Here is a 26,729-nt window from a genome sequence, read left to right as displayed (position 1 = left end):
ACCTGTCGGCACCGTGCTAGGTTTTCGACAAGTTGTCAGGATGCTGACAACGTGTCAAAGTTGAGCCCTAGCAAGTGGAGCCGAGAATGCCGCCAAGTGCCGTCGCAACCGAGTCCGTCCGTTCACTTTCCGCGGCGATGCGTCAGGACTCGACCGACCAGCACAACGCCGCCGAGCAGTCGCCGTTTGTCACCGAACTTCTGAGCGGCCGGGTCAACGAGCAGGGCTACGTCGACTATCTGCTGCGACTGCGGGCGATCTACGCCGCACTGGAGACCGCCATCCGGCAGCACCGCAACGACCCTCTCGTCGGCGCCGTGTACGACCCCGCACTCGAGCGGTTGGACGCCATCGACGCCGACCTGGCGCACTGGGCGCCCGGCGCGGATCGCGACGTCGACTCACCTGCGGCGCGCGCCTACTGCGCCCGGTTCGCCGATGCCCCCTGGGGCGGCGCGCTCGTGGCGCATCACTACACCCGCTACCTCGGTGACCTTTCCGGTGGCCAGGCCATCGGTCGCATCTTGGGACGCTCGTTCGACCTCGACGGCGAAGGGCTGGCGTTCTACGACTTCCCGATGCGGCCCAAGCCGTACAAGGACGCCTACCGCGACCGCCTAGACGGGCTCGACCTCGACGGGGACGACATCGATCGCGTGGTCGACGAGGTGAAACTGGCCTTCAGCCTCAACCAGCGCGTGTTCGACGAACTCGCCGAGAAGCTGCCCGCCTACCGCCGCTGAGCTCAGCCTCCAGATTGACGATTCCGCCAAGACATAGGAAGTTCATACCCCAAATCGCTTGAAGTTAGCTTATGCTAACCATACTTGTCCGATGGGGGAGCAAAGCGATCGAGAGGAGATACCGGGGCACCTGCATGCACTGCACCCCGGACAACGCCGATGACTATCTGCACCCCCATTCCCACGGCGGCAAATAGCGACGCCACACCGTCCCCCAGCCTCGTGGGCGGTCCGCGATGACCGCCCCGGTCTGGATGGCCGTACCGCCCGAAGTGCACTCGGCCCTGCTCAGCAGCGGCCCCGGCGCCGGACCGCTGTTGGCAGCCGCCGGAGCATGGAGTTCGTTGAGTACCGAATACTCCCTGGCGGCAAGCGAATTGACCGCTTTGATGGGCACTGTGCAGGCCGGAGCATGGGAGGGTGCGAGCGCCGAGCGTTACACCGCGGCACATGTTCCCTACCTCGCCTGGCTGAGCGAGACCAGCGCCAGCACCGCGGGGGTGGCCGCCCAGATCGAGACCGCTGCGGCGTCCTACACCGCCGCGCTGGGGGCCATGCCGACGCTGGCCGAGCTGGCGACCAACCGCGCAACCCTCGGTGTGCTGGTGGCCACCAACTTCTTCGGGATCAACATGGTCCCGATCGCCGTCAACGAGGCCGACTATGTCCGCATGTGGATCCAGGCCGCGACCACGATGACCGTCTACCAGGCCGCCACCGAGATCGCGGTGGCGACCACACCGATATCTGCGGCCGCACCACTGCTGCTGGCACCGGGCGTCGGCGAAGCCGGTTCGGTGTCGGCCACGATGATGCAGGCCACCGCCGCGACGGAGGCCACCGAATCTGGCTCGTCCCTCAGCTTGAGCGACTTGATCAGTTCGTACGAGGAGTTCGTCAAGTGGATCGAAGCCAACGATCCGATCGGCAATTGGCTGGCCGGGAAATCTGAGCATTTCTATGGGATGTACGACCAGCTCAGGGAATTCATTCTCGAGCCCTGGAAGATCCCCCAGGTCCTCGCCGAGATCATTGCCGACCCGTCGCTGCTGTTCACCACGTATATCAACGTGTTCTTCCTCGGTGCGTACACGGCAGTCTTCGCGGTGCTGGGCACCCCGTTGTACGCCGCGGCGGTCGCTGCGGCCTCCCCTGCGATGCTCGGCATGCTCGGGCTCGTCGGACTGGCGCAGGCCTACGACATTCCGATCGACGCGCCCGCCGATGAGATGAACCCGCCCGCCGAGCAGCCTGCGGTAGCCGCGCTGCCCGGCTCCCCGGCACCGTCATCGGCGCCCGCGAGCGCACCGACTGCGCCGACACCCGGCTCGGCACCGGTCACCCCGGCGCCCTCGCCTACACCGATGGCCACCGGCGCGGAAACCAGCATCTACGCGGTGCCGGGCGGCGGTCCTGGGTTCGGTTTCGGCCCGACGATGCGGTACAGCGCGACCGCCCAGGCCTCCGACTCAGTCGGTGCATCGGCCGCTGCCGCCGCGACAGCGGCCGCGATCGACAAGCGACGGGCCCAAGCCCGCAAGCGTCGCGGCGGGACGGCCAAGGACCGCGGTTACCGCTACGAGTTCATGACGGCCGACGGCGAGGCCGCCACACCGCCACCGGAGCAACCCGCCGACACCAGCGCCTCCGGCAGCGGCGCCGGAAACCTCGGATTCACCGGTACCGCAGCGAAATCCGTTGTTGCCGGCCCGGCCGGGCTGACCACGCTGGCCGATGACACGTTCGGCAGCGGCACCACGACCCCGATGATGCCGGGCAGCTGGCAATCCGGGGCCGACGAGTCCGAATCGAGCGGGAACTAACCCTCTCGCTTCGCGAGCTCGCGCAGCACCAGATCCGTTGCGTCCCAATCCATGCACTTGTCGGTGACCGACTGGCCGTAGGTGAGCGGGCGGGCCTCGGGCGACTGGGCACCGGCAATCAGGAAGCTCTCCAGCATCACACCGCTGATCGGCAAACCGTCACGAACCAACTGGGCCACCTCCGCGGCCACCGACGCCTGGCGGACATGGTCCTTGCCGGAATTGGCGTGGCTGCAATCGATCACGACACGAGCGGGCAGCCCGGCACCGGTCAACTTGGCTGCGGCGGCGGCCACCGCGTCGGCCCCGTAGTTCGGTCCGTCGGTCCCGCCGCGCAGGATCACGTGGCAGTCCTCATTGCCGGCGGTGCTCACCACCGCGCCGCGGCCCATATCGTCCATACCGAAGAAGACATGCTCGGCGGCAGCGGCTTTCACGCCGTCGACCGCGACCTGGATGTTGCCGTCGGTGCCGTTCTTGAACCCGACCGGCATCGACAGGCCCGACGCCAGCTGGCGGTGCACCTGCGACTCGGTGGTCCGGGCGCCGATCGCACCCCAGGCCACGGCATCCGCGATGTACTGCGGGCTGGTCGGTTCCAGGAACTCACACCCGACGGGCAGGCCGATGTCGATGATGTCGAGCAGCAGCTGACGGGCGATGCGCAATCCGCGGGCCACGTCGAAGGTGCCGTCCATGCCCGGATCGTTGATCAGGCCCTTCCAGCCGATGGTGGTGCGCGGCTTCTCGAAGTACACCCGCATCACGATCTTGAGCTGGTCTTTGAGTTCGTCGGCCACCTTGACCAACCGGCTGGCGTATTCGAGCGCGGCCGCGGGATCGTGCACCGAACACGGGCCGACGACCACCAGCAGCCGGTCGTCACGACCGGCCAGGATGTCGGCGATCTCGTCGCGGTCGCGGGCCACCCGTTCGGCGCGGCGCTCCCCCAGCGGGAACTCGGTCAGCACATCGTGCGGGCTGGGAATCGCGCTGAAACTACGGACCCGCCGGTCCGATGTGGTGGGGGCGTTGGCGGTCTGCGCCAAGTTCATTTTCAGGTGCCTTCCTGGTGGTGGGCACCTGGCAGAGAATCCGGCGCCCTATAACGACGAAAGGCAGCGACCGATGGTCACTGCCTGGGCTCCGGGTGGATGCGTGCTTAGTGCTGCGCTTTATCGGCTCCGCCCGGAGCCTTGATAAAGCGCCAATAGCTGGCACACACACCGATAGTCACGTCGGCCAGGCTACACGACTGCCATCGCGGGGCCACAACCGGGGAGTTCACAAGCATGGTTTGTGACTACAACCTACGATCCTGAACATGCCGCTCAGCGCCCGGATGCCCGAGCTGGCAGCGTTCGAAGTGCTGCTGGCGATCGCCCGCACCGGCAGCCTCGGAGCTGCCGGCCGTGAGCTGGGACTCACCCAGCAGGCGGTGTCCTCGCGGCTGGCGTCCATCGAAGCCCAGACCGGGGTGCGGCTGGTGCAACGCGGCCCGCGCGGATCCCGTCTGACCGCGGCCGGGGCGGTCGTCGCCGAGTGGGCCGACCAGTTGCTCGACGTCGCGGAACGCGTCGACGCCGGGCTGGCTGCGATGCGCACCGAAAGCCACAGCCGGATCACCGTTGCGGCGAGCCTGACCATTGCCGAGCAACTCATGCCGCGCTGGTTGGTGTCACTGCAGGCCGACGCGGCACGCCGGGGTGTGACCGCGCCCCAGGTCATCCTCACCGCGGCCAACAGTGACCAGGTGATCGCCGCAGTGCACGACGGGTCGGCCGACCTGGGCTTCATCGAATCCCCAGGTGCACCAGCCGGTTTACGCAGCCGCGTGATCACCCATGACGAACTGGTCACCGTGGTGCCCCCGGATCACAAGTGGGCCCGCCGATCGGCCCCGATCAGCCCCGCCGAACTCAACGAGACCGCACTGGTATCACGCGAAACCGGTTCGGGCACAAGGGATGCCCTCAGTTCTGCACTGCGATCCGCATTGGGTCCAACGACCAGTCAGGCCGATCCTGCGATCGAATTGTCCTCGGCGGCAGCGATGCGCGCCGCAGTGCTGGCCGGTGCCGGGCCGGCCGTGATGAGCCGGCTGGCCGTCGAAGACGACCTCACGCTCGGCCGGCTGCGCGAGGTGCCCATCGCCGGCCTGGATCTGCATCGCGAATTGCGGGCCGTCTGGTCGGGAGGCCGCACCCCGCCGGCCGGGGCGGTGCGCGACCTGCTCAGCCACATCGCTTCACATCAACATCGCCGAGAGTGACGCAAAGGTCGTTTCCGCAATGGATTTACGACCTCTGCGTCACACTCGGCGCAACCGCCAAGGGTCAGCCGCGCAGTAGCTGACCGGACCGCACCCCGCGCAATGTGTTGGTGGCGACGGTCGCCCAAGCGCCGAGCAACAGTACGTACAACGCGACCGCAAGCCAGGAGATGGCCACCGCACCGGTGGCGGCACCCAACGCGGACGCACCGGTCACGCAGGTGCCCACCGGGAAGGTGAAGCTCCACCAGGTCAGGCTGAACGACAATCCGCGCCGCACCGCATGCACAGTCAGCGCCGTCGCGAGGCAGAACACGAACGCCCCGAATCCACCCATCACCAGGCCGTACACGACGCCGAAGGCATGCAGCGCCGACACCGTGGCCGCATCGGTGAGCACCGATCCGGCATGGGCGGCCAGCAGATTGGCCGCGGTGATCGACTGGCCGACGACACCCAGCACGATCCACACCGTGGGAATCGCCTGCACCTGGCCGAAGCCCCCGTGCATGAGCCGCGAGTACACCATGGTCGTGGTGATCAGGCCGGCCAGCAGGCTCAGGCCGAACATGGCATAGCAGGCCACCAGCAGGGTCATCCCCGCCTGCCCCGGACCGAGGTGTGACAGCAGCAGGGCACCGGTAGACGCCGAGACCATGGGTGAAACAACGGGCATCATCCAGGCCGGGACCGCCTCCACATCGGCGTGGTCCTCCCGGGTGATCATCGCGAACGGAAGCCACAGGGCGACAACCAATCCCAATACCGTACCGGCGGTCCACAGCACCACGTCCAGCGCCAGCGCCGCGGACGGACCGATGATGGCGGGCCCGAGCAGCAGCGACCCCGCACCGACGGTGAGCAGCGCCATGGCCGGGGCCCCGTAGAACTGACCCACCACATGATGCGCGGCATAGGCTTTCGCCTGTTCGCGGTGCCGGATCCAGTGCGTGGCGAACGCCGCGGTGAGCACCACCAACACGGTGCCGGCGAGAATCCAGACCGCAGTGGCGAATCCGTGCAGACCCGGCAGATGCAGCGGCAGGGTGGCCGCGGCCGTCGCGACGATTCCGGTACCCATCACCGAGGCGAACCAGTTCGGCGTGATGTGCCGGAAGGCCGAACCCGCACTGTCCAACTCGTCCAGCGCAGCGGTGTCCAGCAGAGCGGTATGGAACGGCCTCGAGGCGGTGTAGGTGGTCACGTCAACAATGTTCGCGGCGGCAAGCGATCACCGGTAGGCACCGCGATGTTGTGGGGCCACAAACCAGGCTTGTGACCTAGACGTAGCGGTTACGGCCGGCGAGCGCACCCGCCACCATCTGCACCAGGTAGATCACCAGCATCATGGCAAACGGCGCCGTCCAGCCGGCGGTCATGTTGTGCAGGAGCCCGAACAAGAACGGACCCACACCGGCCAGCAGGTACCCGAAGCCCTGCGCCATCCCCGAGAGCCGCGCAGTGTCCTCGGCGTTCCGCGCGCGCAGCGCAATCACGGTGAGCGCCAACGAGAACACGCTCATCCCGATGCCCACGAAGAAGCTCCACAGCAACGGCGCCGCGCCGGGATCGACGAGCAGGCCGATCATCCCGACCATCCCGACCACGCCGAGCCCCACGATCCAGCCACTCTGGTTCTTCTGCTTGGCCGCCAGCGGCGGAACGATCAGGCTGATCGGGACGGCCAGGATGGACACCAACCCGAGCAGGAGACCGGCGTCGGTCTTGCTGACGCCGCTGTCGATGAACACCTCGGGCAGCCAGCCCATGACGATGTACGCCAGGAACGACTGGCAGCCGAAGAACAACGTGATGGTCCAGGCCAGCGGGCTGCGCAGCAGCGAGCGACCGGTCGTCCCCGACGAGGCCGCTTCGGTGCGGGCCGTGCTGATTCCCCGCGCGCCCACCAGCCAGAACAGCAGCGCGACGACGGCCACCAGGGCCCAGGAGCCCAACGCTCCCCGCCAGCCACCGAGCAGTGGCTCCAGCGGCGGGGTGACCGCAGATCCCAGTGCCCCGCCGCCCTGCAGTGCGGCGGTATACACGCCGGTCATCAGGCCGATCCGGGCGGGGAACGAACCCTTGATGACGACGGGGATGAGCACGTTGACCAGTGCGATACCCCCGGTGGCCACCAGCGTTCCGCCGATCACCACGTACGGGCCGTCCAGCACCCGGGCGACCAGGCCGATGCTGAGGATCACCAGAGCGACCGAGATCGCCCGGCCCAACCCGATCCGGCGGGCCAACCACGGTGCGGTCAGTCCGGCTGCCGCAAAGCACAGCCCCGGCAGAGTCGTCAGCACGCCGGCCCAGACTGCCGAGGCCCCGAGCGATTCGCGCATTTCCCCGAGGACCGGTCCGATACTGGTGATCGCCGGGCGCAGGTTCAGCGCGGTCAGGACCACCGCCACGACCAGCAGGGCACCGCCTGCCGCCATCGTCCCGGGACGGACCTCTACGGCACCGTCGAGCTCGAGCTCCAGATCGTGCTCGTAACTGTTCAGGGTTTCTTTGCGCAGGGTCCCACTCACCCGGCTATGATGCCATACATCCCATGATTGGATGAAAGGACTTTCGAGTGCCGCTCGCCACAACGCGACGCACGGGCCTGGTCGATCAGGTCATCGAGCAACTGCGCACCCTGGTCACCTCCGGCGAATGGCCGGTCGACAGCCGGATCCCCACCGAATCCGAACTGGTCGAGGCGCTCGGGGTGGGACGCAACACCGTGCGCGAAGCCATCCGGGCACTGGCACACAACGGCATCTTCGAAGTCCGACAGGGCGACGGCACCTACGTGCGCGCCACCAGCGAGGTATCGGCAGCGCTGCGCCGGCTGTGCGGATCCGAGCTACGCGATGTGCTGCAGGTCCGACGCTGCCTCGAGGTGGAAGGCGCCCGCCTGGCCGCCACCGCGCGCACCGAAGCAGACCTCGCCGAGTTACGCGCCCACCTCGCACACACCGACACCACCGACCACGCGCAGTTCACCCACTCCGACACCGAGTTCCACCTGGCCGTCGTGCGCGCTTCGCACAACCCGGTGCTGATCGAGATCTACCGCGGGCTACTGGAGGCGATCACCGCCAGCGTCGCGACCACGAGTGCGGCTCCCGGCGGCATGTTCCCGCACGACGACCTCGTCGAGGCGATCGCCGCCGGCGATGTGGAACGCGCCGGGCGCGAGGCCGCGGGCTTCCTCGACGAAATCCTGGCCCGGTCACCCGTTCAGGACTGCTGACGCTTTGCGTGCCGATTACGTGGCTACAGGATCAGGCTAAAACTATAGGTGCGCAATTGCGCACGTATTGACATACTGGTGGCGTGGCGAGCCATCCCCTGCGCATCCCGCTGTTCCGGCGCCTGTACGCGGCGCAGGTCGTAGCGCTGCTGGGCACCGGTCTGCTGACCGTCGCCCTGGGGTTACTGGCCTACGACGTCGCCGCCGACAACGCCGGGGCCGTGCTGGGAACCGCCCTGGCGATCAAGATGACCGCCTACGTCTTCGCGGCCCCGCTGATGGCCGCGGCCACCTCGCGATTACGGCCCCGGTCGGTCCTCATCGCGACCGATGTGCTGCGAGCCGCGGTCGCGCTCTGCTTACCGTTCGTCGAATCCGTCTGGCAGATATACCTTTTGGTATTTCTGCTACAGGCCGCATCGGCCACCTTCACGCCCGCCTATCAGGCGGTGATCGCATCAGCCCTGGCAGACGAGCACACGTACACGAAGGCACTATCGTTGTCCCGCCTCGCCTACGACCTGGAATCACTGGCCAGCCCGATGCTCGCGGCGGCCCTGCTGACCGTGGTCGGCTATCCCACCCTGTTCCTCGGAACCGTCGTGGGATTCCTGTCGTCGGCCACCGCCATCTCGCTGGCACGAGTCCCCGCTGCCCCGCAGGCCCCACGCCCGGCTCAATTTCGGGACCGCCTGCTCAACGGTGCACACATCATGCGGTCATCTCCAGACCTGCGCGCCCTGCTGGCCCTCAACGTCGTCGTCGCGGCAGCCACCGCACTGGTGGTGGTCAACACTGTGATCTACGTCCGAACCCTGCTCGACGGTCAGGACAGTGGTCTTGCGATAGCGCTGGCGTGTTTCGGCGGTGGTTCAATGCTGGTCGCATTGACTGTGCCCCGCCTACTCAATCTGATCTCCGACCGCACGGTCATGCTCGTCGGTGCCGCAGCTTGCACCGGAGCACTCTGCACCACAACCCTTTTCATCCTGGCCACACCCTCCGGAGCCGCGGGGTGGATCGCCATGTGCACACTGTGGGCGATCACCGGTGCAGGCACCTCGATGATCAACACTCCGTCAGCCCGCCTACTGCGCCGCAACTCGACCGTCCAGAACCGCACCGAGGTCTTCACCGCGCAGTTCTCGCTGTCGCACGCCGGTTTTCTGCTCACGTACCCGATGGCCGGCTGGGTCGGCGCCACGCTCAACCAGGCTGTTGCCGCCCTGTTATTGGCCGCACTGGCTACACTCGCGACACTGGCGGCAGTCACGATGTGGCCGCGTCACGGGAGGGAGTTCCATGGCACCACGGCCCGGGAGCCCATCGTCGCGGTTGCAGGACAGCCTGGTCCATGAGGGCGCACCAAACCAGGAGAGGCTCGACGTCGCCAGCGAGACGTTCCGAATGCTGGCGGATCGGACCCGACTGCACCTGCTATGGCTCCTGACCCAGGGCGAGGCCGATGTGACCGCACTTGCCGAGGCCACCGGAGCCTCTCGCACCTCGATCAGTCAACACCTGGCAAAACTCCGTTTCGCCCGCATGGTTGAAACCCGCAAGGACGGACGACGGGTCTTCTATCGGCTGCGCGACGGGCATCTGAGCCGTCTGGTCCAGGAGGGACTCAACCACGCCGATCACCGCGTCACCGGGGAACCTGCGCACCCCTGAACCTAGAAGGGCGCGTCCTCCATGCGCGTCCGGGTCAGCGGCAGCCGCAGCAACAGCCGCGCTCCCCCCAGCGGGCTCTCCAGCAAAGCGGCTGTGCCACCGTGCAATTCGGCCTGCTGGGCAACCAGCGCCAAACCCAGACCGGATCCCGAACGCGATGCGGTCGAGCCACGGGCGAACCGCTCGAACACCTCGGCCCGTTCCGCCTCGGGCACCCCGGAACCGTTGTCGTCGACCACGATCTGCACGTCGTCGGCGGAACTGACTGCGCTGAGCCGGATTTCGGTGGCACCACCGTGCTTGACGGCGTTGGCGATGGCGTTGTCGATCACCAAGCGCAGGCCCGCCGGCATGCCCAGCATCAAGACCGTCGGCGAGGGCATCAGAGTGGCCCGTAAGCCCGGATACGTGCGCAGCGCGTCGTGCGCGGCGCGATCGAGCAGCTCGGTGACATCCATCGGCACGAAATCCTCGACCGTGGTCAACTCCCCCTGGGCCAACCGCTCCAGGGCGGTCAGGGTGCCCTCGATGCGACTCTGCGTGCGCAGCACGTCCCCGATCACCTCCTCGCGCTGCTCATCGGTCATGTCCAGAGTGGACAGCACTTCCAGATTGGTGCGCATCGCCGTCAGCGGGGTGCGGAGTTCATGGGAGGCCACTGCGGCGAAATCGCGGGCCGACTCCAGCGCGGCCTTGGTGCGCTCCTGCTCGTTGCCGATACGCGCCAGCATGCCCTCGACCGCCTCGGCGATCTGAACTGCCTCGCGCACACCGCGCACCTGCACCTCGTCCGGCTTGGACTGGGCGTTGATCGCCCGCGCCTGCTGGGCCAACAGCCGGAACGGCGTGATCATCACCAGCGAGATCACCCAGCCCACCACGATGGTGCTGCCGATGACGCCGCCGCAGATCAGCAGCACCCGCAGGTGCAGCTCGTCGATCCGCCGTTGCGTGTCGGCCAGCGGTGCGCCGAGCGCGATGCTGGCCGGTCCCGCGGTGAACGTGCGCACGCGGTACTCGACCCCGTCGATCGTGGTGTTGGCGTACCCGTTCTCCAACCGGGGCAGGACGATGTCGCTGGGCACCGAGACGCTGACGCCGCCGATGTGTGCGGTGCGGACCAGGCCGCCGTCATCCGGCATGGACTTGTCGGCCGAGCCCTGCTTCGTGGCGGTGAGCAGCGTGCTCACATCACCCAGACTGCTCAATGAATCCAGCCGCCGGTCCAGCTGGCTGTACTGGTCGTTGGTGACACCGACCCACACCCAGGTCCCGAGCGTGATGACTGTGACGACCACCGACAGTGCACCGACGATGACGATGGCGCGCAACGACAGCACCCGCATCACCGGCCGCAGCACGGGTCGCAGGAGCCGGAGCACACGCTCTTCGAGATTCACCGGCGCTATCTTGCCCGATCCGCGCGGGTCGATGCCCGGCCACTACGTCGCCGACAGCCTCCATCGTCAACTTGCGGTTGACGATGACGGGTCGTCAACTTAGAGTTGACGCATGAGCCAACCCGTCACCGTCACCAACCCCGTCCGTCTCGACGACCTCATCGGCGCGATCAAGAAGGCTCACACCGAACCTCTTGAACAGTTGATCGATGCGGTGATCGCCGCGGACGCCCTCGGCGACATCGCCGACCACCTCATCGGACATTTCGTCGACCAGGCCCGCCGCTCGGGCGCCTCATGGACCGACATCGGCAAGGCCATGGGCGTCACCAAGCAGGCGGTCCAGAAGCGCTTTGTGCCAAAAGTTCCCGATTTCGACCCGGCCGCACTCGACCCGAATGCCGGATTCGGCCGGTTCACCCCGCGGGCCCGCAACGTCGTCGTCGTCTCCCAGAACACCGCGCACGCGGCCGGCAACGCGGAGATCACTCCCGAGCACCTGCTGCTGGCACTGTTCTCCGAACCCGACGGACTCGCCGCCAAACTCCTTGCGAGTCAAGGCATCACCGCCGAGGCCGCCCAGGCCGCCATCACCCTTCCGCCACCCGCCGGCGAGGTTCCGGCACTGATCCCGTTCAACGGGGGCGCCAAGAAGGCGCTGGAACTGACCTTCCGCCAAGCACTTCGGCTGGGCCACAACTACATCGGCACCGAACACATCCTGCTCGCCCTGGCCGAGGCCGAAGCCGAGGACGGACCGCTGCACCGCCTCGGCGCCGACCCGCAACGGTTCGAGACCGAACTGACCGCCGCCCTGGAATCGTTGACTGGGAAAGATCAAGACACCGCCGAGGACTGACACCTGGAATGAAAGCGCCCCCGTAGCCGTAGAACCAGATGTGAAACTCAACGACGCCGCACGCGAATTCATCGGCGCAGGTGCCGACGCCACTCTCGTAACACTGAATCCGGACGGCAGCCCGCAGGTATCGCTGGTCTGGGTGGCGTTGCAGTCCACCCCGGACGGCGACGAGCTCGTCACCGCGCATCTGGCCGAACACAAGAAGGTCCGCAACGTCCGCCGCGACCCGCGGGTCGCCGTAACGATCGCCGACACCGGTCCGCTGCGCGACACGATGCGTCCCTACCTGTCCATCACCGGCACGGCACGCATCGTCGAGGGCGGCGCACCGGAACTTCTCAAGGAACTGGCGCAGACGCTTTCCCCACCGAACGTTCCGTTCCCGCCGAAGGACGCACCGGCCGGCTGGCTCACCCGCATCCGGATCGACAAGGTCGGCGGCTTCGGGCCCTGGGTGTCCTGACCCATCCGGCTGTAACACGTTTCACTTTGTGCGATCATGCGTGGCATGCCTCGCTGGTTTGCGCTCATGTTCACGGCCATGGTGGTGGCCGTCACCGCCCTCGTGGCCCCGCCGGCGGCCTCGGCCGAAGGCGCCCCCATCGGCAACATCGGTCAGACGCTGCGGGTCCAGACCGCCAACGGCATCGTCGCCGACGTCACCGTGCACGACGTGCTCGCCAGTGACGTCCCGCCCGGCTGGGGCTGGAACGGCTCGCCGCGGTGGCGGGCCCAGGGCGGGCCGTGGCGGGCCCCGATCACGGTGACCACCATCTCTGCGCCCAACCCCTACGCGATGGCGCTGGGGTTCACATTCAACGGCGTCACCCCGTACGCCGACGCGTACGCGCCCAAGCACACCGATGCGCCGAACCGGCTCGAAGCGGCGCTGCGCAACGCGCCTCCGGGAGCCACCGTCAACGGCGACGTCTACTGGGATGTCTACCGCGCACTGGTCACCAACGTGGTGCTGACCGACACCAAGACGGGCGAGCACCTGGCGCAGTGGAATCTGTGGCAGCCGGGCGCGCCCCTGCCTTGATCACCCACGAGCGCTCGCGCGAGGAGCCGTGGAGATAGCGCCGGCCACCGCGGCTGACCTTCCGGAACTCGCTGCGGTCGCGGCCGCCACCTTTCCCCTGGCCTGTCCCCCGTCGGTGACGCCGGACAACATCGCCGCGTTCATCGCCGAAACCCTCTCCGAGGAACGCTTCGGCGAGTACCTCACCGATCCGAACCGGATCGTGCTGGTGGCACGCGATACCTCAATCACCGGATACGCCATGCTGATTCACGGTGTCCCCGACAACAGTGACGTCCAGCAAGCGGTGACGCAACGGCCCGCACTCGAGCTGTCCAAGATCTACGTGCTGCCCGACAGCCACGGCGGCGGTGCTGCCCAGGCTCTCATGACCGAGTCACTGCGCGCCGCGGCCGAATCCGGCGTCGGCTGCGTGTGGCTGGGGGTCAACCAACAGAACCAACGCGCGCAGCGCTTCTACGCCAAGAACGGTTTCACCATCAGCGGCACCAAGACCTTCCGGCTCGGGACCCGCATCGAGAACGACTACGTGATGGTCCGTCCGGTCTAGACGGTCTTCTGCTGCGCGGCGGCGGTCAGGGCCAACAGACGCGACGTGGCCCGCAGGTACTTCTTCCGGAACCCGCCGGCCACCATCTCCGGACTGAAAATGGTGTCCAGCTTGGTCCCCGACGCCAGCACCGGGACACCCGCGTCGTAGAGCCGATCGGTCAGCGCCACCAGGCGCAGCGCCACGCTCTGATCCTCGATCGGGTGCACCCCGGTGATGAACACCTCGGTGACACCTTCGATCAACGCGTGATAGCGCGACGGGTGCATGGTCGCCAGATGCGCACACAACGCGTCGAAGTCGTCGAGGGTCGCTCCGGTGACGCCCTCGGCCCGCTGCGCCACTTCGTCATCGGACAGCGGCTCGGGGGCCGGCGGCAGATCGCGATGCCGGTAGTCGGGCCCCTCGATCCGGACCGTCGTGAAGATCTGTCCCAGCGTGTTGATCTCACGCAGGAAGTCCTGCGCGGCGAACCGGCCCTCACCCAGCTGTTCGGGCAGCGTGTTCGAGGTAGCCGCGATCGACACCCCGCGCTCCACCAGCGCCGAGAGCAACCGCGAGATCAGTGTCGTGTTGCCCGGGTCATCGAGCTCGAACTCGTCGATGCACACCACCACGTACTCCGAGAGCAGGTCGATGCACTCGTTGTAGCCGAACACACCGGCCAGCTGGGTCAGCTCGCCGAACGTGGCGAACGCGGTCGGTGCCTCGCCCGCCGAAAGCGTGTAATAGGTGGAGGCCAACAGGTGGGTCTTGCCGACGCCGAACCCGCCGTCCAGGTACAGCCCGACCCCGGGCAGCACCTCACGCTTGCCGAACAGCTTCTTCTTGCCTGCCCGCCGAAGCGCTGCCTGCTCGCAGAAACTGCGGCAGGATTGCACCGCGGCGGCCTGGGACGGTTCGGCCGGGTCCGGGCGGTAACTGTCGAAGCTGACGTCGGCGAACGTCGGCGGCGGAACCAACTGTGCGACCAGCCGCTCCGGCGTGACAGTGGGATGACGATCGGCGAGATGAGCGACGCCGCTGGACCCGTGCATTCAGGCAGCGTAACGACGTGCTCCAATTCAGTTCATGTCCGATGACACCGCCGGGACCGACCTGACCGTGCTGGGAAACGTCGACAAGATCGCCGACGGCCAGCTGGCCGATTACTACACCTACCCCGATGACCTGCGGCGATGTTGGGTGCGAGGCAACATGATCAGTAGCCTCGACGGCGGTGCCACCGAGGACGGCAAGTCCGGCGGCCTGGCCGGTCCGGGTGACCGGGCTGTGTTCAATCTCATGCGCCAGACCGCCGATGTCATCCTGATGGGCGCGGCGACGGTGCGGATCGAGAACTACTCCGGCGTGCAGCTGTCTGCCGCCCAGCGGCAGGAGCGCCAGCGCCGTGGCCAGGACGAAGTGCCGCCGATCGCCGTCATCACCGCATCGGCCGAGCTCGACCAAAACTCCAAGTTCTTCACCCGCACCGAGGTGGCACCGCTCATCCTCACCGCCACCAAGACCGTCGCCGACGCACGACACCGGCTGGGCACTCTCGCCGAGGTCCTCGACGCCTCCGGTGCGGACCCCACGCGCGTCGACCCGGCGGTCGCACTGCGAATCCTGGCCGAACGCAAGCTCTTCCGGGTGCTGACCGAGGGCGGCCCGTCGCTGTTGAGCCTGCTCATCGAAAACGACCTGCTCGACGAGCTTTGCCTGACCGTGGCACCGATCCTGCTCGGCGGCGTGGCCCGGCGCATCGCCACCGGTGCGGGCCAGGCGCACACCCGGATGCGGCCCTCGCACCTGCTCACCGACGACGAGGGCTACCTGTACACCCGCTACGTCCGCGGGCACTGACAACCCTGTCGCTACTGTGGTCAGCATGCGTCATCAGCTGGTGAAAGCCCTGAGAAGGTCGGCGGTCGCCGTGCCCGTCCTGTCACTGGGGCTCACTGCCTGTGCGCCGCTGTTCGCCGCAGATCCGCGGTATGCCACCAACTCCGGCGCTCACCCGCAGGGACAGCCCGTGACCACCTCGGCGGCCCCGCCCGGTGCGCCCGGCATCGAAGCGCCGAAGAACGACCTGTCCTGGCGGGACTGCACCCCGCGGGTGTTCAGCGGTGCCGGCGTCCAGCCGCCCGCCGACGTCACGCTGGACTGCGCGACCTACGACGCCGATCTCGACTCCATCAACGGGGCCACCGGCACGATCAGCATCGGCGTGGTGCGGGCCCGTTCGACGCAGACCCCGCCCGACGCCGGACCGCTGGTGATGACCACCGGATCCGACATCCCCACCTCGGTGCAGCTGCCGACATGGTTGGCGCGCTCGGGAACCGACATCCTCAAGACGCATCCCATCGTCGCCGTGGACCGGCGCGGCATCGGCATGTCCGGCGCCATCGATTGCCGCGACGTCTACGACCGCCAGGAAATGCTGGACCAGACGCAGTTTCAAGCCGGCGACGATCCGGTGGCCAACCTCGGCGCGGTCACCATGACCGCCACCACCAGCTGCACCGACACCATCGCCCCGGGCGACTCGGCCTACGACAACGCGCACACGGCCGAAGATCTGGAACGGCTGCGCAGCACCTGGGATGTGCCCTCCCTGGCGCTACTGGGCGTCGGCAACGGCGCTCAGGTGGCCCTGGCCTATGCCGGCTCGCACCCCAACAAGGTGTCGCGGCTGATCCTGGACTCCCCGCTACCGCTGGCACTCAGTGCCGAGGCCGCGGCCGAACAACGTGTGAAGGGCCAACAGGCCGCGCTGGACGCGTTCGCCGCCCAGTGCGTGGCCGCCAACTGCCCGCTGGCCCCCGATGCGAAGGGCGCCGTCGACGCCCTGCTGGCCGACGCGCGGGCCGGCCGCGGACCCGGCGGGGCCTCGGTTGCCACGCTGGTCGACGCGATCACCACCGGAATGGGCTTCCCCCAAGGCGACCGGGTGGCCGCCACGAACAACCTGGCCGGCGCCCTGGCTGCGGCTCGCGCCGGTGACGCCGGTCCGATCTCGACCTTGATCACCCAGGCCGACAGCCTGCGCCAGACCGACGGCCAGTTCGTGAACTCCTGCGGCGACGCGCTGAACCGGCCGACCCCGGACCGGGTCCGTGAACTGGTGGTCGCCTGGGGCAAGCTCTACCCGCAGTTCGGCGCCGTTGGGGCGCTGAACCTCGTCAAATGCCTCAACTGGCCCAGCGGCACCGCACCAAAAGACCCGCAGGACCTCAAGATTCCGGTGCTGCTGCTCGGCGTGCACAACGACCCGATCGTCGGCAACGAGGGCGTCGCCGCCGTCGCCGCCACCATCATCAACGCCGGCGCCAACAACCGGCGGGTGATGTGGCAGGGCATCGGCCACGGCGCCAGCATCTACACCCCGTGCGCGCTACCCCCGCTCACCGGCTATCTCGACAGCGGCAAACTGCCCGAGACCGACACCTACTGTCCTGCCTGACGCGGGGCCCGATCGACGTCGGTATAAGGTTCGCTGGTGGCCGAAGCAGAATCCACGACCAATCCCATCAGAGTCGGTCTTCTGAACTCCTTCCGTCCCCGCACCTCCCCGCCGAGCACCGCCACGGTGCTGCGTTCGGTGCTGTGGCCGGTCGCGATTCTGTCGATCATCCATCGCAGCTATGTGCTGGCCACCAACGGCTACATCACCGACGATTTCGGTCCGGTGTACCGCGCGGTGTCGAATTTCCGTCGGCACTGGGCCATCTACAACGAACATTTCAACTTCGTCGACCCGCACTACCTCTACCCACCGGGCGGCACTCTGCTGCTGGCCCCGTTCGGGTTCCTGCCGGAGTTCGCGTCGCGGTTCTGGTTCGTCGGGATCAACTCCGCGGCAGTCATCATCGCCGCATGCGTACTGGTACGACTGTTCAAATTCTCATTGACCTCGGTAGCGCTGCCGGCCCTGCTGCTGGCCATGTTCTGCACCGAATCGGTCACCAACACACTGGTTTTCACAAACATCAACGGCTGCCTGCTGCTGGCCGAGGTGTTGTTCTTCTGGTTCCTGCTCAAGGGCGGCACCCGCAACGAACTTTTGGCAGGGGCGGCGATCGGCCTGACGCTGGTGGTGAAGCCGTCATTGGCACCGCTGCTGCTGTTGCCGGTGTTGAACCGGCAGTGGCGCACCCTGATCACCGCGTTCGGTGTGCCCCTGGCGTTCAACGCGGTGGCCTGGCCGCTGTCGGCGGACCCGATGGGCTTCGTGCGCAACACCGCGCCCTACATCCTTGAGACTCGCGACTACTTCAACTCCTCGATCCTGGGCAACGGCATCTACTACGGGCTGCCGATGTGGTTGATCATCGTGCTGCGCGTGATCGCGGTGGTGCTGACGGTGGTCAGCCTGTGGCTGCTCTACCGCTACTACCGCGAACGCGACCAGCTGTTCTGGATGCTGACCTCGTCAGGCGTCCTGCTGATCAGCTCGTGGCTGGTGCTCGGACTGGCCCAGGGCTACTACTCGATGATGCTGTTCCCGTTCCTGATGACGGTGGTGCTGCCGAACTCGGTGATCCGCAACTGGCCGGCGTGGCTGGGGGTCTACGGGTTCATGACGATGGACCGCTGGCTGTTGTGGCGCTGGCCGACCACCGGCCGGTTCCTGGAGTACATGAAGATCACCTACGGCTGGTCACTCATGCTGGTCGTAGTGTTCTGCGTGCTGTACTTCCGCTACCTCGACGCCAAGCAGGACGGCAGGCTCGACGAGGGCATCGATCCGCCGTGGCTGAACCGTGCCAAGGAAGCCGAATCAGTTTGAGGTGAACTGCATGACCTGACCCGCCAGGCGGGTCCGGGTCTGCATCGGCAGGCCGTGGTGCGTGCAGACCTCATCGAGCTCGTCGGGTTCGACCAGCCGGAACGGTGACCGGTCGAGCCGGTGGATCGCCGTTGCCATCGGGGTTCGGGTCAGGTCGTAGCCAGTGAACACACCGCCCGGCCGCAACACCCGGGCGATCTCGGCGACGGCCTTCTCCCATTCCACGATGTGGTGCAGCATCAGGCAGCTCAGCACCGAATCGAACGAGTCGTCGGCGAATGGCAGGTCGGTGGCGTCGGCCCCACGCACGGTCACGTCTGGATATGCCTGCAGCCGCCGGGCGGCGGCGCGCACCATCGCCGGGTCGAAGTCGGTCGCGGTGATGGCCAGATCCGGATTGCCCTGCCGCATCCGGGCCGCGATATCGCCACTGCCCGAGCCGATTTCGAGAACATCGTGACCCAACCGATCGACCGGGATGCTACCGAGCACGGCCTGCCCGGTTCCCCCACGCCACAGCGCCGTCTTGCAGAATGCGCGCTCGATCCGTGACATCGCCGGCATGTGAGCTCCCCTGTCATAGGTGATTGATCCAGTCTCGAGCATCACGCGCGTCCCCGCCGGGCGCTTGGACGGATCTGCCTGATCAGTTCAACGCTCGCGCTCGATGAGCAAAAGTAGCCCAGCAGCACACACCCGATCCCCCGTGGCGGTAGCCTCACCTCACCAAATCGACCAAGGGGGCAACCATGAGCCAGGCCGACGACAACTATCTGCCTGCGGTGCCACCACCCATCCAGTCACAGCAGCCACCGCCGATCCTGCAGCCCAATCTCAGCCCACCGCCCGGCTACTTCGGCGCCACCGGCCCACAGCCTTACCTATACCCGGCCCCGCCCGCAGTCCAGGTCAACATGTATGCGCCGGCCGCGCCGACGAAAAACCCCGGGCTCGCGGCCTTGCTGGCCGGACTGTTCGGCTGCCTGGGAATGCTCTACGCAACGGTGCCGGGCGCCTTCATCATGTTCGGCATCAACGCGTTGCTGCTCATCATCGGATTCTTCACCCTCGGCTTGACCTGGTTCCTCTGGCTGTTCACCTGGATCGGCGGCATGGTGTGGGCCTACATGGCCGCTGACGCACACAACAAGAGACTGATGCCACCGCCCTACCCGCCCACCGCCCCGTACTGACCGGATGCGACCTGCTGACCCGATGCCGCGGTCACGGCGCCCCGCGCTCGTACGGATCCGTCATGCCTGGCGCGCACCGGCGGGCAACACGTAATTTGGGTTCATGACGACCGACGGTCCCAAGCTGCAACTGACCGATGACGAGTGGCGCGCGAAGCTGACCCCTGAGGAATTCGCGGTGCTGCGCCGGGCGGGCACCGAGCGGCCCTTCACCGGTGAGTACACCGACACCAAGACCGAAGGCGTGTATGAGTGCCGGGCCTGCGGCGCCGAGTTGTTCCGCAGCACCGAGAAATTCGAATCCCATTGCGGCTGGCCGTCGTTCTTCGATCCGGCCGATTCGGCCGCGGTGATCCTGCGGTCGGACACCTCGCTCGGCATGCGCCGCGTCGAGGTGCTGTGCGCGAACTGCCACAGCCACCTGGGGCACGTATTCGAGGGCGAGGGCTACCCCACCCCGACCGATCAGCGGTACTGCATCAACTCGATCTCACTGAAGCTGGTGCCCGAGACCGCCTGAGCGCCCTGACCTGAGCATTTGTTCCAGAAGGGTCCACCGCGAGCGGGCGTATGCCGCCATCTCGACGGCCACGCTGTCTCACCGAACATCGACCATCGGTACCGGTTGTCGCAGACAATGGCGAGAAGCCGGTGCAACCGGTCGCATCAACGGAGCAGTCGGCCGGGGAGGTGGCGCACATGTATCGATCCGCGCAGGACCGCCGTGACCTGGGCCGGACGGCGCGGTCCTCCTTCCCCAGATCGGCGCTGGCAGACCTGCCGTCCGCCGCAGGCCGCGCGGATCCGGTGGCGCTACTGCAATCCCAGGCCGCGACGCGGATAGCCGATCTCATTCCGATCCGCTACGGCCGCATGCTGGCAACGCCGCTGGCGTTCTTCCGCGGTGCAGCGCTGATCATGGCGTCGGATCTCGCGGTAGGGGCACACACCGGGCTCACCACCCAACTCTGCGGCGATGCGCATCTGTCCAATTTCGGCCTGTTCGCGTCGGCGGAACGCAATCTTGTGTTCGACATCAACGACTTCGACGAGACCCTGCCCGGGCCGTGGGAATGGGACGTCAAACGGTTGGTCGCCAGTCTGGCGGTCACCGCTCGTGTCAACGGATTTCAATCCGTCGACACCGCCAACATAGTGCGCGCGTGCGCGGCCGCCTATCGGGGACGCATGCAGGAACTGGCCGAGATGCGCGAACTGGACGTGTGGTACGCACACACCGTTGTCGACGCTGCGCTGGAAGACACCGTCGACCCGGAGTACGCGGCGTCGATCCGGCTGACCGCCGCCAAGGCCCGCAGCCGCGACAGCCTGCAGGCTGCGTCCAAGCTGACCGAGGTCGTCGACGGCAGACGTCGGCTTGTCAGCAGCCCGCCACTCCTGGTGCCCATCGAAGAACTCGTCGGCGCCGATGAGGCCCACCGCTACGAGCAGCAGATGGACACCCTGATGGAAGGCTACCGCGCAAGCCTAGAGACCGAACGCCGTTGCCTCGTCAACCGGTTCCGGTACGCGGCGATGGCCCGCAAGGTGGTCGGGGTCGGCAGTGTTGGGCTGCGGTCGTGGGTGGTGATGATGCTGGGGCGCGACGGCGACGATCCATCGCTGATGCAGGTGAAGGAAGCCCAGCCGTCTGTGCTTGAGCGCTTCCTCGGCGCCAGTGAATACCCCAATGCCGCGCAACGGGTCTCGGTCGGCCAACGGCTGATGCAGGCCAGCAGCGACATCCTGCTGGGCTGGCTACACGCGGTGGGACCGGACGGCCACGAAGCGGATTACTACGTGCGGCAATTGCGCGATTGGAAGGGCTCAGTGCCCATCCAGTCATCCGACCCGAAGCTGCTCGCCGACTATGGGCGGTCCTGCGGACACGCGCTGGCGCGTGCCCACGCCCGCACCGGCGACCGCATTGCGATCGCGGCCTATCTCGGCCACGGGGACACCGCCGATGCCGCGTTCGTACGGTTCGCCGAGAGTTACGCCGACCAGAATGACCGCGACTACGCGGCATTCAAGGAGGCGGCCGCCGGCGGACAGATCAGGGCCGAGTCCGACCTGTAACAGCACAGCGAATCACGTTCAGCGAACCAGGATTCCCCGGTGGACCCCGCTGGAACTCCAGTTTGGTGGTGGAGAACCGGGGTGTCGTTTGCCGGTCATGGGTACAACACGATCACGTCGGCGACACAGGCAGGCCGGGCGTCACCGTCGATTTCGTAGGTCACGGTGAATACCCCTTCCACGCCAGAGGTCTTCTGCCGGGCGCTCATCACCGTGACCACTCCGCGGATCTGCGTTCCCACCCGCACCGGCGCCGGGAATCGCACCTTGTTCAACCCGTAATTCAATGCCGAGGTCAGCTCACGGATCTGCAGCACCTCCGAGATCACCAAAGGCGCAAGTGACAGTGTCAGATACCCGTGCGCGATCGTGCCCTTGAACGGCCCCCTGGCCGCACGCTCCGGATCGGTGTGAATCCACTGGTGATCGCCGGTCGCCTCGGCGAAAAGATCGACCTGCTGCTGGGTGATCTTCATCCAGTCGGTGGTACCGAGCACCTGACCGACCAGCTTCAGCAGGTCTGCCGGTGCATCGAGAACAGTTGTCATCCCAGGCCTCCCGTGGTGATCTGACCGCAGAACTACACACCTTGGATCCGCGCACCGATGGACCCGGCCTGCCGCTCAGCTGACGGGATCGCTTGCGCGAATTGACATATCAGCGGGCCACTCGATTCGCTGACATTTCAATCCTCACCGCCGGCCGGCCGATCTTCGTTGTCACCGCGAACAACATCGACATTCCTACGATGTACCCACGAACACGGGCCCGCCGCGTCGGGCACGGCGCGTCGGCAATGTTCGGGACGACACCATCACCGGCCGGATGTTGTTCTGACAGACAACTGCAGCCGAACCGCAGAGCGCAACAATAAATCTCTCGACGTACGGCGGGCCACGCTGCCCGCTGGCGCCGAAAGGTAGCAGCGTCCCCATCACGTGACAACCGACACCGGGAGGACCGATGACCACCACCAATCCGAACCCGACGAAACCGCATGGATTGTTCAGCGAAGCCCTCGACGACCTCGCCGCATCGACCAAGCATTGGTGGCTGCTCCTGGTCACCGGCGTGGCATGGATCATCATCGCGATCCTCATCCTGCGTTTCAATTACACGACCGTCGCCGCGATCGCGATTCTGTTCGGGGTCTTCTGCTTCGCCGCCGCGGCCAACGAGGTGATGGTGAGCGTTGTTACCCCCTCACGTGGCTGGCGCATCCTGCACGGACTGCTGGCGATACTGTTCGTCATCGTCGGCATATTCGCATTCATCCGCCCCGACGACACCTTCATCGGCCTGGCCGCGATCATGAGCTTCTACTTCATCTTCCGCGGCGCATTCGACATCGCGACAGCGTTCACCGTGAGCCGGGTGCCGGGCTGGTGGGTTCTGCTGCTGGTCGGGATCCTGGAGATCGGCATCGGCTTCTGGGCGGCCGGCTCATGGAACGTCTCGGTCGTCGTCCTTGTCTCATGGGTGGCCGCTGGTGCGCTCATTCATGGTGTCGGACAGATCAGTTCGGCCTTCATGGTCCGCAAGGTCAACCGGGGTGTCACCGAAACCGCCGCGGCCCTCGGAGGCCGGCACACAAACCCGGCAGGCGTGTGATCCGATGGCCGGACGGCGCGAGGAGCTTGCGCGGCTGATCCCACGTCGGGTGCTCAACAGTCAACAGCGCCATCACCCGACGGTTGTGCAGGAGGCACTCAAACGAAATCAGAGCTTCCAGCTGCGAGTCGCCGACAGGATCACGGCTTTCGCGGGCTCGATGAGCTTCGTTTTCATCCACGCCGTGCTGTTCGCCGTATGGATGGTATTCCTCGAACGTACGCCGTGGCCGACGCTGACCCTGGTCGTATCGCTTGAGGCCATCTTCCTGTCGACCTTCGTGATGATCGGCCAGAACCGGCAGGCCGCCTTCCAACAGGCCAAGGCGGATCACGACTTCGAGACACAGGAGCTGGAACTCAAGACCAATACCGAGCTCACCCGTGAGATCAATGTGCTCACAAGGGAATTACACAAGCGATTCATGGGTCAGGTTCAACAGGACCCGGGTGCTCCCGGTGCCACATGAGCCGGTGCTGGACCTCCAGGGCCAGACCTAACTCGGCGACGTCACGGGGCTTCGCCAACGAGCGACCGGTGCGCTGCTCGATCCGGTGCAACCGGTAGCGCACCGTATTCGGGTGGCAGAACAGGATTTCTCCCACCGACCGCAGCGAGCCACCATTGTCGCGCCACGCCCTGAAGGTGTCGAAGAGAACGTCGCGTTCACTGCGGGCCAATCCGTCGAAGCACTCGACGATCGGTGTTGCGAGCTTCACCATCACCTCCGGTGCGCTGACCGCCGCGGTGGCCAGTATCGAACCGTCGAATACGGAAACGTATGTCCCCGGGTCGCGCCGGCCACGCATCGACACGCGCGCGTGGCGCAAGGCCTCCGCTGCCTGGCGGAGATCGTCGAAACGTTCACTGACGCCGACCCGCGCGGTGGCCATTCGGGTCACTAACCCCAGCACGCCATCGAGGTGGCTGTCGTCGCGCACATGGACGATTCCGACCTGCAGATCGGGCAGCGATCGCCACACCGAAAACCCGTCCATACTCCGTAGTTTCGGCTCGATCCCGGGCAGCGACTCAGACCCGAACTCGACGACCTCGGCGGCGATCACCACGAACGGGCCGTCGCTGGGCAGCCCGAGCAACTCCGCCGCCTCCCATACGCTCCAGTCGTCGAACGGGCGCCTTTGCAGCACTTCATCGATCAATGCGGATCGCTCGTCGCGGTGGCCGTCGAACAGGCGGGCCCGCTCGCGGTGATAGGCATCGGCCATCGCGGTCGACAGAATATCCTGAGCGGCAAAGATTCTCGCGGTCATCACCCGTAAGAGCTCGTCACTGTGCCGCTCGCAGTTCGAGGACTCCTGCGCGGCCGCGGCCCACACCTCGCGCACCCCGACCCGGTACGCGTCCAACACCGACGCGAGAGGAACACCGTCGCGAGCGCGTGCCGCTCCGAGTTCGATCGCGGGAGCCGGATCAACCGGTGCATGCCCGGAGAAGGCAACGAACACCGACCGCATGTTGGCCGCGCAACTCGTCGTCACCAGATCGACCGGCACCGGCCGCGTCCGGTAGATCTCGACCTCCCGGCTGATCGTCCGCGCGATGCGGGGTGCCAGGTCGTCGGTGCGCTCGCGGAGTGCGCGTCCCACATCCGCGAGCTGATCGTCGACAAGCTCCCCGAGCATGCGCGGAACAGTAGGCGGCGGATGCCACTGTTGCGTTGTCGCTCGAAGACGAATTGGTCCTCCGCTGCTGTGCATGGGATACCACCACCTCAGACCGGCACAGGGCAGGCGACCGTGACCCCGTACCACTGGCACACGAGAAGTGCTATTTCGATGTCGGCGTCGTGGGCGTTGCCCTGGTTCGCCATGAGTCGACCGTAGAACCTCATGGCGGCGCGTGGAGGCCAAATCGGCCCCGGTCGCCCCGAACTGCGTCTACTCAGTCCACGCGGGAGGCGTGCACCTCCCAGAACGGCATGTGCACCCGGCCGTCGACCAGCCATGGTTCGATCACCCGCAGTCGCTCCAGCAACGGGGCCATCTCCTCGGCCATGTCGGGGTTACGCGCAGCCATCGTCTCGAAAACCTCGACGCTGACGTTGCCCTGGTAGGTGGTTGTTCCGAGATAGGTGATCTCCCAGCCTCCATCGGGAAGGACTTCACGGAAATCGTCGGCAGTCATCGAACGCGGCATCCTGAAGCCGTTGACGTTGTGCTCACCGAACTCGTACATGTACAGCCGTGCACCGGGTTTGGTGGCCCGGTGCAGCGCCCGCGCGTACGACTTCTGCAACTCGGGCTCACCGGTGAAGACGTGATAGAACGCGGTGTCGACGACGGTGTCGAATCTGCCCTCGAGGCCGTCGAGTTTCGTCGCGTCGGCCACCCGGAAATCCACTGTCACACCGGCCTGCCGAGCGTTCTGCCGGGCCCGCTCGATCGCGGCTGGCGACGCGTCAACACCCGTGGCCGACAACCCTTTTGACGCATAGTGGATGGCGTGATGACCGGGCCCGGTGCCGGGATCGAGCACCTCACCCTTGACGGCGCCCAGCGCGACGAGCTGCTGCACGACCGGCTGCGGCCCACCGATGTCCCACGGTGTCGCGGCGGGCAGTCCATGTGCCGTCCGCTCGTCGCGGTACATCTCTTCGAAGCGATCGGATTCTTGCGGAGCAGTCATGCCCGCGAGGGTAGACCCGCGGTCTGAAAGCCCAGGTCAACTACCTTGGCCGGCAGACACAAATGTCCCCAACACGCCGGGTGTATGGGGACATCTGTGTCTGCTCGCGCAAGAAAACTACGGCAGCTTGGCGACCAGATCTTCGACGCTGACCCGCGGGCCGGTGAAGAACGGCGTCTCCTCGCGGGTGTGACGGCGGGCGTCGGTGGCCCGCAGATCGCGCATCAGGTCGACGATGCGATGCAGCTCGGGTGCCTCGAAGGCCAGGATCCACTCGTAGTCGCCGAGGGCGAACGCGGGCACCGTGTTCGCCCGCACGTCCTTGTAACCGCGGGCGGCCATGCCGTGCTCGGACAGCATGCGCCGGCGCTCTTCCTCTGGCAGCAGGTACCACTCGTAGGAGCGCACGAACGGGTACACGCAGATGTAGTTGCCCGGGTCCTCACCGGCGATGAAGGCCGGGACGTGGCTCTTGTTGAACTCGGCCGGGCGGTGCAGCGCCACGCTGCTCCACACCGGGTCGCTGACCCGGCCCAGCGCGGTGGTGCGCCGGAAGTCCGAATAGGTCGCCTGCAGCGCCTCGATGTTGTCGGCGTGGGTCCAGACCATGAAGTCCGCGTCGGCCCGCAGCCCGGCCACGTCGTACAGGCCGCGCACGACCACACCACGCTCTTCCTGAGTCTTGAAGAAGGCCGTCGCCTCGTCGATCACCGGGGTCCGTTCGTCGCCCAGTTCCCCGGGGCTCACTGCGAACACCGAGAACATCAGGTAGCGGATGGTGGAGTTCAGTTCGTCGTAGTCGAGCTTGGCCAT

At 66.6% G+C, this 26,729-nt stretch carries 28 protein-coding genes; 18 read left to right on the top strand and 10 right to left on the bottom strand.

Going from position 1 to position 26,729, the window contains the following annotated elements:
• Window positions 1–86 precede the first annotated feature (86 nt).
• On the top strand, window positions 87–743 hold the full coding sequence (locus tag EYZ64_RS13630) for a biliverdin-producing heme oxygenase (protein ID WP_135453910.1): 657 nt from the start codon (window positions 87–89) through the stop codon (window positions 741–743).
• Window positions 744–979: 236 nt separating this feature from the next.
• Window positions 980–2,566: a PPE family protein gene (locus EYZ64_RS13625; RefSeq protein WP_135453909.1), complete on the top strand. Its 1,587-nt coding sequence runs from the start codon at window positions 980–982 to the stop codon at window positions 2,564–2,566.
• Here the strand turns inward: EYZ64_RS13625 and EYZ64_RS13620 are convergent.
• Window positions 2,563–3,621, bottom strand: a complete 1,059-nt coding sequence (locus EYZ64_RS13620; protein ID WP_135453908.1) for a 3-deoxy-7-phosphoheptulonate synthase — start codon at window positions 3,619–3,621, stop codon at window positions 2,563–2,565. The genes EYZ64_RS13625 and EYZ64_RS13620 overlap by 4 nt on opposite strands.
• 269 nt (window positions 3,622–3,890) lie before the next feature.
• Between EYZ64_RS13620 and EYZ64_RS13615 the strand changes: the two genes are divergently transcribed.
• Entirely contained in the window at window positions 3,891–4,838 is a 948-nt protein-coding gene (locus EYZ64_RS13615) for a LysR family transcriptional regulator (protein ID WP_135453907.1), read from the top strand.
• Between the two features lie 64 nt (window positions 4,839–4,902).
• On the opposite strand, the gene EYZ64_RS13610 is transcribed toward EYZ64_RS13615, so the two are convergent.
• Entirely contained in the window at window positions 4,903–6,042 is a 1,140-nt protein-coding gene (locus EYZ64_RS13610) for a TDT family transporter (RefSeq protein WP_286174867.1), read from the bottom strand.
• 76 nt (window positions 6,043–6,118) lie between these two features.
• A complete protein-coding gene (locus EYZ64_RS13605) occupies window positions 6,119–7,279 on the bottom strand; it encodes a CynX/NimT family MFS transporter (protein WP_167858110.1) in 1,161 nt (386 codons plus the stop codon).
• Between the two features lie 140 nt (window positions 7,280–7,419).
• Here EYZ64_RS13605 and EYZ64_RS13600 point away from each other — a divergent pair, with 140 nt between their 5' ends.
• From EYZ64_RS13600 to EYZ64_RS13590, 3 genes are all read left to right on the top strand, one after another.
• Window positions 7,420–8,082: a FadR/GntR family transcriptional regulator gene (locus EYZ64_RS13600; protein WP_135453905.1), complete on the top strand. Its 663-nt coding sequence runs from the start codon at window positions 7,420–7,422 to the stop codon at window positions 8,080–8,082.
• A gap of 83 nt (window positions 8,083–8,165) precedes the next feature.
• Window positions 8,166–9,440 carry an MFS transporter gene (locus tag EYZ64_RS13595; RefSeq protein WP_286174865.1) on the top strand — a complete coding sequence of 425 codons (1,275 nt, stop codon included), beginning with the start codon at window positions 8,166–8,168 and terminating at the stop codon, window positions 9,438–9,440.
• Window positions 9,385–9,756, top strand: a complete 372-nt coding sequence (locus tag EYZ64_RS13590) for an ArsR/SmtB family transcription factor (RefSeq protein ID WP_135453904.1) — start codon at window positions 9,385–9,387, stop codon at window positions 9,754–9,756. The genes EYZ64_RS13595 and EYZ64_RS13590 overlap by 56 nt, the downstream gene beginning before the upstream one ends.
• A gap of 2 nt (window positions 9,757–9,758) precedes the next feature.
• Here the strand turns inward: EYZ64_RS13590 and EYZ64_RS13585 are convergent, their stop codons facing one another.
• Window positions 9,759–11,102: a sensor histidine kinase gene (locus EYZ64_RS13585; RefSeq protein ID WP_167858109.1), complete on the bottom strand. Its 1,344-nt coding sequence runs from the start codon at window positions 11,100–11,102 to the stop codon at window positions 9,759–9,761.
• Between the two features lie 166 nt (window positions 11,103–11,268).
• On the opposite strand from EYZ64_RS13585, the gene EYZ64_RS13580 reads away from it, so the two are divergent.
• From EYZ64_RS13580 to EYZ64_RS13565, 4 genes are read left to right on the top strand one after another with little or no spacing between them, the layout of a single operon-like run.
• Window positions 11,269–12,015: a Clp protease N-terminal domain-containing protein gene (locus EYZ64_RS13580; RefSeq protein WP_135453902.1), complete on the top strand. Its 747-nt coding sequence runs from the start codon at window positions 11,269–11,271 to the stop codon at window positions 12,013–12,015.
• Window positions 12,016–12,055: 40 nt separating this feature from the next.
• Window positions 12,056–12,481: a PPOX class F420-dependent oxidoreductase gene (locus EYZ64_RS13575; RefSeq protein WP_135453901.1), complete on the top strand. Its 426-nt coding sequence runs from the start codon at window positions 12,056–12,058 to the stop codon at window positions 12,479–12,481.
• 45 nt (window positions 12,482–12,526) lie between these two features.
• On the top strand, window positions 12,527–13,060 hold the full coding sequence (locus tag EYZ64_RS13570; RefSeq protein WP_135453900.1) for a hypothetical protein: 534 nt from the start codon (window positions 12,527–12,529) through the stop codon (window positions 13,058–13,060).
• Window positions 13,061–13,088: 28 nt separating this feature from the next.
• On the top strand, window positions 13,089–13,610 hold the full coding sequence (locus EYZ64_RS13565) for a GNAT family N-acetyltransferase (RefSeq protein WP_135453899.1): 522 nt from the start codon (window positions 13,089–13,091) through the stop codon (window positions 13,608–13,610).
• On the opposite strand, the gene zapE is transcribed toward EYZ64_RS13565, so the two are convergent.
• On the bottom strand, window positions 13,607–14,647 hold the full coding sequence (gene zapE / locus EYZ64_RS13560; protein WP_135453898.1) for a cell division protein ZapE: 1,041 nt from the start codon (window positions 14,645–14,647) through the stop codon (window positions 13,607–13,609). The two genes, EYZ64_RS13565 and zapE, sit on opposite strands and share 4 nt — an antisense overlap.
• A gap of 34 nt (window positions 14,648–14,681) precedes the next feature.
• Here zapE and EYZ64_RS13555 point away from each other — a divergent pair, with 34 nt between their 5' ends.
• The 3 genes from EYZ64_RS13555 to aftC are packed head-to-tail and all read left to right on the top strand — an operon-like array spanning window position 14,682 to window position 18,384.
• Complete coding sequence (locus EYZ64_RS13555) at window positions 14,682–15,455, top strand: pyrimidine reductase family protein (RefSeq protein WP_135453897.1); 774 nt, start codon at window positions 14,682–14,684, stop codon at window positions 15,453–15,455.
• Window positions 15,456–15,480: 25 nt separating this feature from the next.
• Window positions 15,481–17,058 (top strand): alpha/beta hydrolase, encoded by a 1,578-nt coding sequence (locus tag EYZ64_RS13550; protein ID WP_210115508.1) that lies wholly within the window; start codon window positions 15,481–15,483, stop codon window positions 17,056–17,058.
• A 33-nt stretch (window positions 17,059–17,091) separates the two neighbouring features.
• The gene (gene aftC, locus EYZ64_RS13545; RefSeq protein ID WP_135453895.1) at window positions 17,092–18,384 is read left to right on the top strand and encodes an arabinofuranan 3-O-arabinosyltransferase; all 1,293 of its coding nucleotides are present in this window, start codon (window positions 17,092–17,094) and stop codon (window positions 18,382–18,384) included.
• Here aftC and EYZ64_RS13540 read toward each other — a convergent pair.
• Entirely contained in the window at window positions 18,376–18,948 is a 573-nt protein-coding gene (locus tag EYZ64_RS13540; RefSeq protein WP_135453894.1) for a class I SAM-dependent methyltransferase, read from the bottom strand. The genes aftC and EYZ64_RS13540 overlap by 9 nt on opposite strands.
• A gap of 185 nt (window positions 18,949–19,133) precedes the next feature.
• Here EYZ64_RS13540 and EYZ64_RS32230 point away from each other — a divergent pair, with 185 nt between their 5' ends.
• The 3 genes from EYZ64_RS32230 (at window position 19,134) to EYZ64_RS13525 (ending at window position 21,656) form a co-directional block, all read left to right on the top strand.
• A complete protein-coding gene (locus EYZ64_RS32230; protein ID WP_210115507.1) occupies window positions 19,134–19,577 on the top strand; it encodes a hypothetical protein in 444 nt (147 codons plus the stop codon).
• A 103-nt stretch (window positions 19,578–19,680) separates the two neighbouring features.
• Window positions 19,681–20,097, top strand: a complete 417-nt coding sequence (gene msrB / locus EYZ64_RS13530) for a peptide-methionine (R)-S-oxide reductase MsrB (protein ID WP_135453893.1) — start codon at window positions 19,681–19,683, stop codon at window positions 20,095–20,097.
• Window positions 20,098–20,276: 179 nt separating this feature from the next.
• Window positions 20,277–21,656, top strand: coding sequence for a DUF2252 domain-containing protein (locus EYZ64_RS13525; RefSeq protein ID WP_135453892.1), 1,380 nt, complete (start codon window positions 20,277–20,279; stop codon window positions 21,654–21,656).
• Window positions 21,657–21,751: 95 nt separating this feature from the next.
• On the opposite strand, the gene EYZ64_RS13520 is transcribed toward EYZ64_RS13525, so the two are convergent.
• The gene (locus EYZ64_RS13520; protein WP_135453891.1) at window positions 21,752–22,204 is read right to left on the bottom strand and encodes a MaoC family dehydratase; all 453 of its coding nucleotides are present in this window, start codon (window positions 22,202–22,204) and stop codon (window positions 21,752–21,754) included.
• A gap of 415 nt (window positions 22,205–22,619) precedes the next feature.
• Between EYZ64_RS13520 and EYZ64_RS13515 the strand changes: the two genes are divergently transcribed.
• Together EYZ64_RS13515 and EYZ64_RS13510 are read left to right on the top strand one after the other, a co-directional pair.
• Complete coding sequence (locus tag EYZ64_RS13515; RefSeq protein WP_135453890.1) at window positions 22,620–23,267, top strand: HdeD family acid-resistance protein; 648 nt, start codon at window positions 22,620–22,622, stop codon at window positions 23,265–23,267.
• A 4-nt stretch (window positions 23,268–23,271) separates the two neighbouring features.
• Window positions 23,272–23,736, top strand: coding sequence for a DUF1003 domain-containing protein (locus EYZ64_RS13510; protein ID WP_135453889.1), 465 nt, complete (start codon window positions 23,272–23,274; stop codon window positions 23,734–23,736).
• On the opposite strand, the gene EYZ64_RS13505 is transcribed toward EYZ64_RS13510, so the two are convergent.
• The 3 genes from EYZ64_RS13505 to hemQ all read right to left on the bottom strand — a co-directional run bounded on the left by EYZ64_RS13505 (window position 23,690) and on the right by hemQ (window position 26,729).
• Window positions 23,690–24,913, bottom strand: a complete 1,224-nt coding sequence (locus EYZ64_RS13505) for a PucR family transcriptional regulator (RefSeq protein WP_167857821.1) — start codon at window positions 24,911–24,913, stop codon at window positions 23,690–23,692. The two genes, EYZ64_RS13510 and EYZ64_RS13505, sit on opposite strands and share 47 nt — an antisense overlap.
• Before the next feature lie 259 nt (window positions 24,914–25,172).
• Window positions 25,173–25,916, bottom strand: coding sequence for a class I SAM-dependent methyltransferase (locus EYZ64_RS13500; RefSeq protein WP_210115506.1), 744 nt, complete (start codon window positions 25,914–25,916; stop codon window positions 25,173–25,175).
• Window positions 25,917–26,033: 117 nt separating this feature from the next.
• Window positions 26,034–26,729, bottom strand: a complete 696-nt coding sequence (gene hemQ / locus EYZ64_RS13495; protein WP_044517907.1) for a hydrogen peroxide-dependent heme synthase — start codon at window positions 26,727–26,729, stop codon at window positions 26,034–26,036.

It is taken from the genome of Mycobacterium sp. DL99, assembly GCF_004762045.1.
Classification (GTDB): domain Bacteria; phylum Actinomycetota; class Actinomycetes; order Mycobacteriales; family Mycobacteriaceae; genus Mycobacterium.
The sequence above is the reverse complement of the archived record's forward strand: the minus strand, read 5'-3'. Positions and strand labels throughout refer to the sequence as shown.